13 protein-coding genes are annotated in these 13,363 nt (G+C 40.1%); 10 read left to right on the plus strand and 3 right to left on the minus strand.

The genetic code is table 11. The annotated features are described in order from the left end of the window. Window positions 1-50: 50 nt before the first annotated feature. The 3 genes from hutZ to hutW all read right to left on the minus strand — a co-directional run bounded on the left by hutZ (window position 51) and on the right by hutW (window position 2,671). A complete protein-coding gene (gene hutZ, locus PAND9192_RS04775) occupies window positions 51-608 on the minus strand; it encodes a heme utilization protein HutZ (protein ID WP_087852763.1) in 558 nt (185 codons plus the stop codon). An 82-nt stretch (window positions 609-690) separates the two neighbouring features. Next, on the minus strand, window positions 691-1,212 hold the full coding sequence (hutX, locus tag PAND9192_RS04780) for a heme utilization cystosolic carrier protein HutX (RefSeq protein ID WP_087852764.1): 522 nt from the start codon (window positions 1,210-1,212) through the stop codon (window positions 691-693). A 46-nt stretch (window positions 1,213-1,258) separates the two neighbouring features. Then, a complete protein-coding gene (gene hutW, locus PAND9192_RS04785) occupies window positions 1,259-2,671 on the minus strand; it encodes a heme anaerobic degradation radical SAM methyltransferase ChuW/HutW (protein ID WP_370738370.1) in 1,413 nt (470 codons plus the stop codon). Window positions 2,672-3,077: 406 nt separating this feature from the next. Between hutW and PAND9192_RS04790 the strand changes: the two genes are divergently transcribed. The 10 genes from PAND9192_RS04790 (at window position 3,078) to PAND9192_RS04835 (ending at window position 13,344) form a co-directional block, all read left to right on the plus strand. Next, the gene (locus tag PAND9192_RS04790) at window positions 3,078-3,851 is read left to right on the plus strand and encodes an energy transducer TonB (protein WP_087852765.1); all 774 of its coding nucleotides are present in this window, start codon (window positions 3,078-3,080) and stop codon (window positions 3,849-3,851) included. Between the two features lie 3 nt (window positions 3,852-3,854). Continuing rightward, window positions 3,855-4,556 carry a MotA/TolQ/ExbB proton channel family protein gene (locus PAND9192_RS04795; protein ID WP_087852766.1) on the plus strand — a complete coding sequence of 234 codons (702 nt, stop codon included), beginning with the start codon at window positions 3,855-3,857 and terminating at the stop codon, window positions 4,554-4,556. Further along, entirely contained in the window at window positions 4,553-4,969 is a 417-nt protein-coding gene (locus PAND9192_RS04800; protein WP_087819913.1) for an ExbD/TolR family protein, read from the plus strand. The genes PAND9192_RS04795 and PAND9192_RS04800 overlap by 4 nt, the downstream gene beginning before the upstream one ends. Next, window positions 4,969-5,889: a heme/hemin ABC transporter substrate-binding protein gene (locus PAND9192_RS04805; RefSeq protein WP_370738377.1), complete on the plus strand. Its 921-nt coding sequence runs from the start codon at window positions 4,969-4,971 to the stop codon at window positions 5,887-5,889. Before PAND9192_RS04800 ends, PAND9192_RS04805 begins: the two co-directional genes overlap by 1 nt. 18 nt (window positions 5,890-5,907) lie before the next feature. Next, window positions 5,908-6,945: a FecCD family ABC transporter permease gene (locus PAND9192_RS04810; protein ID WP_060997496.1), complete on the plus strand. Its 1,038-nt coding sequence runs from the start codon at window positions 5,908-5,910 to the stop codon at window positions 6,943-6,945. Next, window positions 6,942-7,739, plus strand: coding sequence for a heme ABC transporter ATP-binding protein (locus PAND9192_RS04815; RefSeq protein ID WP_087852767.1), 798 nt, complete (start codon window positions 6,942-6,944; stop codon window positions 7,737-7,739). The genes PAND9192_RS04810 and PAND9192_RS04815 overlap by 4 nt, the downstream gene beginning before the upstream one ends. Window positions 7,740-8,121: 382 nt before the next feature. Beyond that, window positions 8,122-9,126 (plus strand): HTH-type transcriptional repressor PurR, encoded by a 1,005-nt coding sequence (gene purR, locus PAND9192_RS04820; protein WP_087852768.1) that lies wholly within the window; start codon window positions 8,122-8,124, stop codon window positions 9,124-9,126. A gap of 376 nt (window positions 9,127-9,502) precedes the next feature. After that, window positions 9,503-10,090 (plus strand): TfoX/Sxy family DNA transformation protein, encoded by a 588-nt coding sequence (locus PAND9192_RS04825; protein WP_087852769.1) that lies wholly within the window; start codon window positions 9,503-9,505, stop codon window positions 10,088-10,090. 469 nt (window positions 10,091-10,559) lie between these two features. Then, a complete protein-coding gene (locus PAND9192_RS04830; RefSeq protein ID WP_087852770.1) occupies window positions 10,560-11,189 on the plus strand; it encodes a carboxymuconolactone decarboxylase family protein in 630 nt (209 codons plus the stop codon). Then, a complete protein-coding gene (locus PAND9192_RS04835; protein ID WP_087852771.1) occupies window positions 11,179-13,344 on the plus strand; it encodes a dihydrolipoyl dehydrogenase family protein in 2,166 nt (721 codons plus the stop codon). The genes PAND9192_RS04830 and PAND9192_RS04835 overlap by 11 nt, the downstream gene beginning before the upstream one ends. Window positions 13,345-13,363 lie beyond the last annotated feature (19 nt).

The following is a 13,363-nucleotide window of genomic DNA, read 5'->3' on the forward strand; positions in this document are numbered from 1 at the left end:
GCAGGCATGATAGGTTAACTAGTAATAGTTAGTCGTTAGTAATAAACGTTTTATAATTTCTCATCGGGTGTTTCAATTTCTGAACCATCTTTAATACGGCGATGACCTTGTTCTAGATGCACAAAATCTACCAAATCATCACCGCTGACTTGAAACGCTTTACCAAACCCTTTTACAAATAACCCCTGAGTTGGCGCTAAACGGAATAAAACAAAATCTTCTAAACCACTCAATCCATCAATAATTTCACCAAAACGTTGACGTAAAGCAGCAACAGCTAACGTCCAACCCTCGCAATTTCGATCAATAACACTAACATCAGCTTCAAAGGTTAATCGTTTACGGGCATACAAAGTTTTCGCTGCAGTTTCATCTTCAATCATCATCAAAGAGACCTGCGGATTTTCTAGTAAATTACGCGCATGTTTGGCAATTTGACTAATTAATACATAGTAACCATCATCAAGTAATGCAAACGGCGCATAACTCACATTGGGTTTGCCATTCATATCGACGGTTGCAAGTTGCAGTGTTAAACATGCTTCACGAAATTCTTTAATCTCTGGCCCTAAGCGGTTTTGTAAGCGCTGTTGTTTTACTTCACTCATTTTATATCCCTTCTTCCTTTTTAATTCGGGCTGACTTATTTTCTACTTGCATATGTTGTTATTATTTTTTGACTGACGAAGGTTATTGATTCACTAATTGCTTTAACTGGTGGAATTTTTCAATTTGCTGCGGGTATAAATTGCGCTGTTTATCTCTTCCCAAATAAACTTTAAACACACATTCACCTTTGGCTGCAAAAAAGCCAATAAAGTAGCTCTCTTGACCCATAAATGGCTTGCTGACTAATGCGATATGTTCAACAAGATCTAAGCGTAAATGGCCGTGTAGTTCGCCATCTTTCCCCATTAAATTATAGTAGCCACGGGCTAACTTGCCTTTAGGGAAAGGGGCTTTAACTTCAAAAATAGATCCCATTGAATGTACAATTGTTGTCACAACTCCCCAGCTCGGTAAGGCTTCAACAATAGATTGGGCTAAATGACCAACTAACGGCACAACCAACTCTGATGGTAACGATAGCACCACTTCGCCTTCTGTAACCTGCAATTGCTCAGCGATAGCACCCGCATGCAATTTGTCATTTTGTTGCAAAATATCAGCAACCTTGGTTTTTAATTCCGCCTGAGAATAGCGAGTAAACACAGTTATCATCCTTTTTAATTAATAAATCTTTTATGTTGAAATATGGCTACGGTTGCCCTTTCGATATCGCTGTTGTTACCACTTGAATTAACGCCTGCGCCAGTGTCACTGACCAAAATTGCCCCGCTAAGGTTAAATTCAAATAACGGTGATTGCCGTGTTGTTCTAAGGTCACGAAGCCATTTTTTTGCCAACGCTCAAATAGCGGCAAGCAATAACTAAATAATGGCCACCCTGCTTGTTTATCAAGTTCTTTGGCAACAAGCACTCCACGATCAAATCCGGCTTTAATAGTGGTATTTATTACTGCATGGGATGACGATTCAACCATCATCGCCAAAGGAAAATGCTGCTGGCTAACATCATCCATGTAACGTTCTAATTTACGGTGTTGCATAAAGCCATAACCACCAACATTCCCTCCTGCACCAGCACCAAGTGGCAACACTTCTGCGGTTGTTTTTGCTAGGCTGTTATAACAACTCCGCTCACGGTTATCACGCGCCCAGTGATTAACACTTAATCGGCGTAAGTGATGTTTAGCCATATAATCGACCCCAATTTCAAACATTGAAGCTTTAGTGATGGTATCAGCAGGCTCAGGTAAACGGCCTTGTTCGACCATTTTTCCCATCGGAGTATTACCCATTTCAATTAATTGATATAAATCAACGCCGTGTGCGCCGGAATCAAGAAAGTCATCAAGATCATGTAGCCATACATCGATACTTTGATAAGGCAAGCCGTAAAGTAAATCAATCACTATCGGTGCTTGATCGGTCGCTGCTAGTTCGCTGATGCGCTTAAGCACCACTTCACGATCATCTAACCGTTTTGCTTGGCGACGCACTTGAGTATCAAAACTTTGAACGCCAAATGAAAATCGGTTAAATCCACCTTCGAGTGCTGAATCAAACATTTCATCATTAAAACGGTTAATACGCCCTTCTAAGGTCAACTCACAATCAGTGGCTAATGGAAAATAACGGCGGATCATAGTGCCAAGTTGTTTAATTTGCGCTGCTGTTAAATCAGTTGGCGTACCACCACCAATATAAACCGCCTGAAACGGGGCAGCCTGCGTCCATGGTTGTGATGCTTTAAATTTAAGCTCAGCCATTAATGCTGCAAAATAATCATCAATTAAGCGTTGGCTTGAAGCGTATTCAAAGAAACTGCAATAAGTGCACCGCACACGACAAAATGGAATATGAACGTATAAACAACGCTTATTAAAAGGCGGCGTCGTTTGCTGCAAAACGCGTTGAGCGAGTGGCTGAATCTGTTCGGCAGCAATAGGTGCATGGTGACTGCCACCAGCATGGGCTGATAACTTACGTCGAAAACCAAACCGCAATGGGTCGGGTGTACTCTCACCTAAAATATCACTGTCAAAAACAGATGTGTCCAATATTACGGGCATATTAGCTGGCAATGTTAATCGGTCGACATTTATCATCTTAATGGCTATGTCACTAGCCCCTCTACGTCAATTGTTATTAGCCTTTTCGATCAGGTTGGCCACAAATCGATACTAACCACACTATTTATAATTGTTTGCTGTCACTTTCTAAATATTTATCAAAAAACATTAGCGTAAAAGTAGTACATCGCTACTTTTATCAGTGCTTATAAATGTTGTACGTGAGCATGATATTTTGCATTGAATAATATTGCAAATGATAATTGATATTATTCGCATTTCGTGGATAATGGCTAAAAACAGTCTCTGACTGTGGGTGTTATATCGCTAACCAGTTAAAACTATTAACAAAAAACACATTACACCGTGAGGATGTTATTTTGTACAGACATTTAATTGCCACTATTGACGTTCTATATCACATTAGTCTTAGGTGATAAGAGTGAATACTAAACGTTATATAGCTGCTGGAGCAGTATCACTTTTGGTACATAGTATGTTTCTTGCTGCGATGCCAACCAAAGAGCCACTGACACTTACCATGGGTACTGATACCCCTCGTGTTAGTTTAACATTTACAGCAGCGCCAGCCGCTAAGAGCAATAATACTCCAACGGTTACTCCTATAGCACCAACCGTTAATGAAACAGTAAAAAAACCTATAAAATCAAAGATAAAACGTTTATCAAACACCGACACTGTTACTCAGAAGATTGTCAAAAAAAAACCGCCAATAGCAAAAACGAACAAACTATTGCCTGAAAAACCACTAAAAAAAACGGCGGTTGTAAAAAATAAAAAAGTTAAAAAAACACCACAAAAAATAAAAAACACACAAAAAACCCAAAAAAAAGCACAAAACAATAAAAAAACAATTAAAAATCAGTTAAATAATAAATCACAAAAAAATACTAATAATAGTGGGACACAGGTATTGAAATTAGTCTCAAAACCAACGTTTGCAACTCGACCAAGTCCGGTTAATTACCCCAAATTAGCCAAGCGCCGTGGTATTGAAGGTCAAGTATTGATTGAGGTGTGGATAGGTGCTCAAGGACAACAACTTAAACAAAAACTGATTAAATCATCGGGCGCACAGATTTTAGATAATGCAGCAATTGCAGCGATTAAGAAATGGCGCTTTTCTTCTCACATTGTTAACGGTAAGGCAATTGCCCACCGAGTACAGATCCCTGTACGTTTTAAATTGGATTAAATCATGACTGTAGTCGACACGCTTACTCAACAATTTGGCCTCATGACATGGCCGTTACTTACTTGCTCTGCCTTAACGGTCATGATTTTAGTCGAACGCTTAATACAAGTTTTTCTTTGTACCGGTGTTGGTAAAACTCAAGTCACAACCTTACTTGAGCAGCAAAATAGACATGACGATCGCGCACTTGATCAATTAGCTACCCAACTCAAGCACCAACGACCGTTATTGTGTAAAGGTATTGCGATGTTGATTGCTCATCGCCACTTTACTAAACCATTACGAGAAGATGCGGCCAATATTTGGTTATTACAAAAACGTCAACAGTTACGGTCAGGATTACGCTTACTGAGCTTAATTGGTGTGATTAGTCCATTACTCGGTTTGCTTGGCACTGTGCTTGGCTTAATTGATATGTTTAAAGGAATAGCCCTCTCTACAGGCTCGGTTACCCCTAGTGATCTTGCTGATGGTTTGGGATTAGCAATGCGTACTACTGCTGCTGGATTAATTATTGCCCTACCCGCAATTACTGGTTCGCAATTATTAGGGCTATGGGCTGACAGCATTATGGCAAAACTTGAACATAGCTTAAACCGCTGTAATTTGTGGCTCGAAGGTATGAATATTGATGCTGAAAATAGCCCCGTAAAGCCGTGTGATACTTGTGAAGAAAACCCAGCTTATAGTGGTACATCAGCATGATAACGATTAATAACCGCCACGATAGCGATAACTTAACACCTGATTTAACCCCATTATTAGATATTATTTTTATTGTGATGGTGTTTTTGCTACTGACCGCGACGGTTCAAATCAAAGCGTTAGATGTCGACTTACCACAAACATCTACCCAAATATTACAAACGACTAAAGCTGATCCAATTACTATCAATTTGGTTGCAACTGAGCCCCATTGGGCATTACAAGGCCAAGCTATCAACGACTGGGACAGTTTTAACCAACAGCTATTAGCCAAAGTCAAAGCAGCGCCCAATAAGCCAGTTGTGATTGGGGCAGATAAAAAAGCCTCAGTCGAACAAATGCTCAAACTGTTAGCTTTTCTACAAAAAAACGACATCAAAGCCACTCAACTATTAATGGAAGAACAACAATGATGGACCGTCAACACTCTGTTTTTACTGCACCTTCTTGGGGGCACGTTGCTCGAAAAATGCTGTTACCAATCACACTATTAATAACAGCATCAAGCTTATTTTCACCACAAGCTCAGGCTCAACCTAATTCAGATTCGCCACGCATCATCAGTGCTGGTGCGGCAATTACTGAGATTATTAATGCCTTAGGTGCTCAGCAACAATTAATTGCAGTGGATGTCACTAGTAAAACCTTAGTCGCACAGAGCCTGCCTAAAGTGGGCTATCACCGCCAACTATCAGCAGAAAGCCTAATAGCATTAGCGCCAACTAAAATCATTGGTTCTGATGAAATGGGGCCACCAAAAACATTAACCCTTTTAAAACAGTCAGGGATTGAAGTGGATATTGTCAATGGCGGTGAAACAGTGAATGACTTATTCCATCGCATAGATCAAGTCGCGGCATTAACTCAACATCAGCAACAAGCGCAGCAACTTAAGCAACAACTTCAAACCAGCGTTGATAAGATTGAACAACACAATTTACATCAGCAACACCCCCTAAAAAAAGTGTTGTTCTTAATGATCCATGATGGTCGCCCAATCAGTGTGGCAGGCAAAAATACCACCGCCGATAGCATTATTACTTTAGCAGGTGCAATTAATCCTGCTGCGCCATTAGTCGCTAATTATAAGCCAGTATCTACAGAAGCTATTTTGCAGATGCAACCAGACATTATTTTATTAAGTGATCGCACCACCGCATCAATTAACAACATGCAACAATTGCTAGAAAAAATGCCCATGTTAGCGGCAACACCTGCGGCAAAAAACAATACTATTGCGGTGATTGACGGCACAGCTCTAATTGGTGGATTAGGGATTCACAGTATTAATGAAGCCATGCGCCTTAATGGTGTTTTTTATCCACAATCGTAATTTGAGATCAATGACGTCATGAATGTTACTCGTATTTCACCCTCCGTCATTTACGTGATCAGTATCGGTTCGCTTTTATTTGCGTTACTCAGTTCGATTGCGATTGGACCGATGGATATCAGCTATAAAGACAGCTTTATTGCCCTATTACCCGGCGAGCACCAACTTGCAACTCATGTTGATTTAGTGATCCATCAAATACGGTTACCACGGACATTATTATGTATTGCGATTGGCGCTATATTGGCAATTTGTGGTGCCGTGTTACAAGGATTATTTCGTAACCCTCTTGCCGACCCAGGTATTATTGGTATATCAGGCGGCGCAGGACTGGGAGCGGCGTTTGCAATCATTTTATTTGCTCCGCTAATGGCACATTATCCGCTATTAATGAACATTGGTGCTGTGCCGTTTTTTGCTTTTTTAGGGGGCGCAATAAGCACCTATTTGGTGTATCACCTTGGTACTGATAAAAATGGCACCTCTGTCGTGGTTATGCTACTTGCTGGGGTTGCGATTGGTGCTATTTCTGGCGCAGGACTGGGATTATTAAATTACATTGCTGATGACCAAGCCCTACGTGATTTCTCTTTATGGTCAATGGGATCACTTGCTGGAGCTACATGGTCTGGTATTGGGCTAGCCTTTATTAGCCTTATTACAATTTATTATTATTGTTACCGTCAAGCAAATGCACTGAATGCGTTTTTATTAGGTGAAGCTGAAGCCCGTCATATGGGGGTTGATGTCCAACACCTTAAACGCAGTTTAATTATTGTGTGTGCTGCCGGTGTTGGGATCACCGTTGCGATAACCGGCCCAATTGGGTTTATTGGACTGGTTATTCCGCATTTAGGACGCATGATCTCAGGCCCTAACCATAAAACATTATTGCCAATATCGGCGATTTTAGGCGCTTTAATACTCCTCGTCGCAGATATGATTGCCCGCAGTGCTTTTGCACCGCAAGAACTTCCGGTAGGTATTATTACTGCGATTTTAGGCGCTCCATTTTTTATCTATTTATTAAATAAGCAAAAAGGCAGAATCGCATGACGGTAACATTCTCACACTCGACGGCGATTACAGCACGTAACTTACAACTCACATTAGCCAATAAAGTGTTATTAGATAATTTCAGTATTGATATTAAAGCTGGTCAAGTTACTGCGCTATTAGGCCCCAATGGCGCGGGTAAAAGCACCTTGCTTAAAATCTTATGTGGTGAGATGTCCCCTGAAAGTGGTGAAGTGGCATTTTTCAATCGTGATATTAATGACTGGCAACGCGCAGAACTGGCGCGCCATTTAGGTATTCTACCGCAGCACAGCTCACTCTCTTTTGGGTTTACCTGTAAAGAAGTGGTAGAACTTGGCACTATGCCGTTGTGTTTATCTCGCCAAGAAATCGATCGCATCACTAGCCAAACAATGGCTAATACCGATGTACTTGAACTTGCCCAGCGGTTATATCCGACCTTATCTGGTGGTGAAAAACAGCGGATCCATTTTGCACGAGTATTGACCCAATTAAGCCAAGCCGATGATAAATGCATTTTAATGTTAGATGAGCCAACCTCAGCCTTAGATTTAGCCCATCAACATAAAACGCTACAAATGGCACAAACGATGGCAGCTCAAGGTGCGGCGGTAATCGTGGTATTACATGATCTTAATTTAGCGGCGCAGTATGCTCAACGGATGGTAATCATTCAACACGGAAAAATTCAAGCCGATGGCACACCGTGGCAAGCGTTAGATCCCGCCGTAATTAATGCTGTCTATGGTTGGCAAGTGTCTGTTCACGCCCATCCTATTCATGATTACCCTTTTCTATTATCAGCGTGTTAACTAACCGTACATGATGAGTCCATCAAGTAAATTTCAGTAACACTGCGATAAATTTGCTGAAATTTACGTTTTTTTGGTGATAGCATCAAATATTTTAATCCAAAACAATAGAATCGTTGCACTACGCGAAACACTCAGTAAAATGTGAACGCAAGCGATTACACTTGAAAAATATGTAATAATTATAAAGCCGCAAATAGATGCGGATTTTGTTGTTGGATACTATTTAAGAATGTAACAAACACATTATCGGTGCCAAATTGAATAATTAACGAGATGATTAACGTAATAAAATGGATTTTATATCTCTCAGTGATTACTCAATTTGGTACCACACAATTGGCTAGAACCATTTCTAGCGCTCATTATTAGAAGAATAAATATGGCAACCATTAAAGATGTTGCACGTATGGCTGGTGTTTCAACAACAACAGTCTCACACGTGATCAATAAAACGCGCTTTGTCGCAGAAGCAACGCAGAAAAAAGTTCTTGCTGCCGTTGAAGATCTTAACTACGCACCAAGTGCAGTGGCTCGTAGTTTAAAATGTAACACCACGCGTACTATCGGTATGCTAGTTACTAAATCAACCAACCCATTTTTTGCTGAAGTTGTACATGGCGTTGAAGAGTATTGTTACCGTGAGGGTTACACTCTGATCTTATGTAATACCGAAGGCAACCTTTCTAAGCAACGCGATTACTTACGCATGCTGGCAGAAAAACGTGTCGATGGTTTATTGGTGATGTGTTCTGATCTCGATCAGAAGTTATTAGATTTACTTGAGCGCCAAAAAGATTTACCAATGGTAGTAATGGATTGGGGCCCAGAAAGCCCACATACCGATAAGATTCAAGATAATGCCGAACAAGGTGGCTATATTGCGACTAAATATTTTATCGATCATGGCCATACTCGTATTGGTTGTCTATCAGGTCATAATGATAAATCGACCTGTCGAGAGCGCTTAAAAGGCTTCAATAAAGCGATGACAGAAGCAAATATAGAGGTCAACCAAGACTGGATCCTTGAAGGCGACTTTGAGTGTGATTCTGCTGTCGAGGCTGCCGAGAAATATATTGCCATGACTGATCGCCCAACCGCTATATTTTGCTTTAATGACATTATGGCGATGGCACTTATTAGTACCTTTGAACAAGCAGGACTGCGCGTACCAAATGATATTTCTATCATTGGTTATGACAACATTGATCTTGCGCCCTACTTTGCACCGCCACTAACAACTATCCACCAGCCAAAACGTCGCTTAGGTAAAACAGCGATTAAGATTTTGATGGAGCGTATGAAGGACAAAGATCACGAACCTCAAATTTTTGAGATGGCCCCTGCTATCGTTGAACGAAAATCTGTTAAAGATCTACGCTAATAGCGTTATCTATTTATCAAGCCAATAATTATATTGGCTTTTTTTTCCCCTTAATATAATTCCCCTACTTCCAAACGCTATTAAAACATTGTTTCTTACCAAGAAATATGAGCGATATCACATATTCACCAGCTTTCGTTAATATTCAAACTTAACTTTTAAAAAGATCGAATATAATGATTTATGTAAATACATATAATAGTAAGCAAAAGACTTACAAGTTCTAAATAAACTTTCGCTATTGATAAGTCTATTTATAAGGTAATGCATAATGATTTAAAGTAGTTCGTTTGTGATGTAAATAACTTTATTAATAAAAGTAAAGTGACAACTACTTTAATGTTAGGTGACACTCATTTATTCACCGAGTAGAAGTATGGACAAACCAATATTAAAAGATTCATTAAAACTATTAGACCATTTAGGTAATGTAAAATCGCGTTCGATGTTTGGCGGTTTTGGTATTTTCGCAGGAGAAGCAATGTTTGCTCTTGTGGTAAATAATAAACTCCATCTACGCGCAAACGCGAAAACAGAAGAGGAATTTAAACAAGCGGGTCTAGAACCATATATTTATAAAAAACGTGGTTTTCCAGTTATTACAAAGCATTACGCTATTCTTGATGAATGGTGGCAACACCCAGAGAAAATAGTCGAGCAGGCCAAATATTCTCTTGAGGCAGCGCAAGCTGATAAAAAAGCTAAAGATTGCTGTACGCCAGATAGGATTAAAGACTTACCTAACTTACGGCTTTCAAATGAACGAATGCTAAAAAAAATAGGTGTTAAAACTATCGAGCAACTGCATGATATTGGTGCACTCGAAGCTTATAAGGCGTTACAAAAAACACAAGAAACGTCGTTAAGTATAGAGCTATTGTGGGCACTAGAAGGTGCTATACATGGCCAACATTGGTCAGTAATACCAGAAAGCAGACGCAATGAACTGCTAGCAAAACTATAATAAATATACTCGTCAACTGGCTAAGTGACGCTTAAGAATAAAGAGGCTCTATGCCTCTTTAACTTATTCTACCTTGGTATTAAAGTGCTATTTAAAGCATCCCTCAATAGAATTTAAATTAAAAATAATTGCATAATTTTATTTATTTAAATATATCTACTAATAGAAAATATAAATATCAAATAAAACGTAATGCTTTTGTTTAATCTTTTATTAATTTGTCAGTTCTCTTTTGCCGTATTAAACGTATTTTTAACGTTCGATAATGATCGTTCACCATCCATCAACGCCTGCATATCATTATGTCCATCACCTCTTTTCTACTACCTATCAAGGTTGTATTTGTTGCTGCAATTTCAACCAATTGCTCGAATAAACAAATTTTTTCTTATTAAATGAAATACAATGTTACTTCTTACGGTCTTGCTAGTTAAGAGTCGTTGTGACTTACTTTTTATAAGGACATTCCTTGCGTATATTAACCAAAAATACATTCTCATTATGGGTAAAACCTTTACTGTGGTTACAAGAACGCCATTTTGGAAAAGTACTCAATCCTGCTAAGTTATGGGGACGTAAGCCGGTACTCTTCTGGTTAGTAGCAGTGTTCTTTGGTTACCTTGACCGTAAAAAATCCCCAATTGATGCCATGATACGATCATTGGTTTGCGTACGAGTATCACAGCTGAATAACTGTGCCTTCTGCGTTGATGCTAACGGCATGAAACTTGCCGAACGCTGCCACTCAGTCGATAAAATAAAAGCATTGGCAAATTGGCAATCTTCTAGCTACTTTTCAGCACAAGAGCAAGCGGTACTAACCTACACTGAAGCCATGACTATTACTGGTGAACAGGTTAGTGACGCAATGCTTGCCGCTCTTGCTGCATGGTATAGCAGTGATGATATTATCGAGTTAACCGCATTAATTAGCTTTCAAAATTTATCAGCTAAATTTAATACTGCACTTGATGTGCCAGCACAAGGTTTTTGCTCATTGCCGATTCAACCGCAATCAAACAGCAATGCTCAACAACCACCAACTCCCGCTTCTTCGACCTCAACTGAACAGCCATCAAGGAGCTTAGATGAAAAATAACAAAATTGTATTATTGGCTGTTATCACAGCATTTATTGGTGCTTGGTTCTATTTTGATCTAGGACATTTTCTCACTCTTGAATATGCCAAGCGTGAACAATTAGCGTTACAGCACCATATTACTGAAAACCCAATAACATCTTATGTCAGCTTTTTTAGCCTATACGTGTTAGTAACTGCCCTTTCTATTCCTGGTGCGTCAATTTTAACCTTACTAGGTGCTGCGTTATTTGGCTTTTGGACAAGTTTGATCATGGTGTCGTTTGCTAGCACTATCGGTGCAACATTGGCATTTTTATCGAGCCGTTTTATCTTACGCGACTGGGTGCAAGCGAAATTTGGTCAGCGTTTAACAACATTAAATCAAGGTATCGCCAAGGAAGGAGCCTTTTATTTACTGAGCTTACGCTTAATCCCCGTTTTTCCGTTTTTTCTAATTAACCTACTGATGGGATTAACATCGATTAAAGCATGGACTTTTTTCTGGGTGAGCCAATTAGGTATGTTAGCAGGGACAGCGGTTTATATTAATGCAGGTACTCAACTAGGAAAAATAGAATCATTAAGCGGCATTATCTCTGTGCCCGTTTTAGTATCTTTATTTTTACTGGGGCTGTTTCCACTCATCGCGAAATGGATAATGAAAGCGATGGAAAATAAAAAACGCTATCAGCAATGGCAAAAACCGACCCACTTTGATCAAAATTTAGTGGTGATTGGTGCTGGTGCAGGTGGTTTAGTGAGTGCCTATATTGCCGCGGCAGTAAAAGCTGAAGTCACGTTGATTGAGCGCCACAAAATGGGCGGTGATTGTTTAAATACCGGTTGTGTTCCTTCTAAAGCACTTATTCGTGCAGCGCACACTGCCGCTGATATTAAAAATGCCGCTAAATTGGGTATTGATGCTCATATCGATAATGTAAATTTTGCACAAGTTATGGGCCGTATTCATAATGTGATAGTAAAAGTTGAACCGCATGATTCTATCGAACGTTACTCTAAACTCGGGGTGAACTGCGTAACGGGTGACGCCACAATCTTGTCACCATGGGAAGTTGAAGTGAATGGCGACCGTATTACAACTCGTAATATTGTCATCGCTACAGGCGCGCGTCCTCTTGTGCCAGAGATTCCAGGTTTAAGTACGGTTGATTACTTAACTTCAGACACCATCTGGCAACTTACTGCCCTTCCTAAACGGTTATTGATTTTAGGTGGTGGCCCGATTGGATGTGAATTAGCACAGAGTTTCTGTCGATTAGGCGCTGAAGTCACCGTTGTTGAACGCTCATCACAACTATTGAGCCGTGAAGATACTGACGCTGCAACATTGGTTGAGCAAGCCCTCACTAGTGATGGTGTTAATGTTTTATTGCAACATAACGCTGTAAAGTTTGAATCGATTATTGATGATAACGGAGTTCGAACTCAACGAGCGTTGCTAGAACACAATAACCACCAGCTTACTCTAGAATTTGATGCGGTAATGGTCGCGTTAGGACGCGTAGCAAATGTGCAAGGGTTTGGCCTAGAACAACTCGGCATCACCACAACTGAACGCGGCACTGTCGCGGTTAATCAGTATCTACAAACACAATACCCAAATATTTATGCTGTTGGTGACGTTGCAGGTCCCTATCAACTAACGCATGTTGCCGCTCATCAAGCCTGGTATGCCGCTGTAAACAGTTTGTTTGGTGCGGTGAAGAAGTTCAAAGCCGATTATTCTGTGATCCCAGCTGTAACTTATACTGCACCAGAATTAGCACGCGTGGGGATTAACGAAAAAGAAGCCCAAGCGCAAAATATTGACTATGAAGTGACGCGCTATGGACTTGATGATTTAGATCGTGCTATTGCCGATGGTTATGATGAAGGTTTTATTAAAGTCTTAACGCCTAAAGGCAGCGATAAAATTCTGGGTGTGACGATTGTTGGTCATCATGGAGGGGATTTATTAGCCGAATTTACCTTAGCCATGCGCCACAATTTAGGACTCAATAAAATTTTAGGCACCATACATCCTTATCCAACCATGAGCGAAGGCGCAAAATATACAGCCGGCGTATGGAAACAAGCCCATGCACCCCAAACGTTACTTGCTTGGGTTAAAAAATACCATCACTGGATGCGCAACTCATCGCGCCAAAAATAAGGAGATCAATTGTGAACAG

Origin of the sequence: Photobacterium andalusiense, assembly GCF_900185625.1 — a bacterium.
In the GTDB taxonomy this organism is placed as follows: Bacteria; Pseudomonadota; Gammaproteobacteria; order Enterobacterales; family Vibrionaceae; genus Photobacterium; species Photobacterium aquimaris.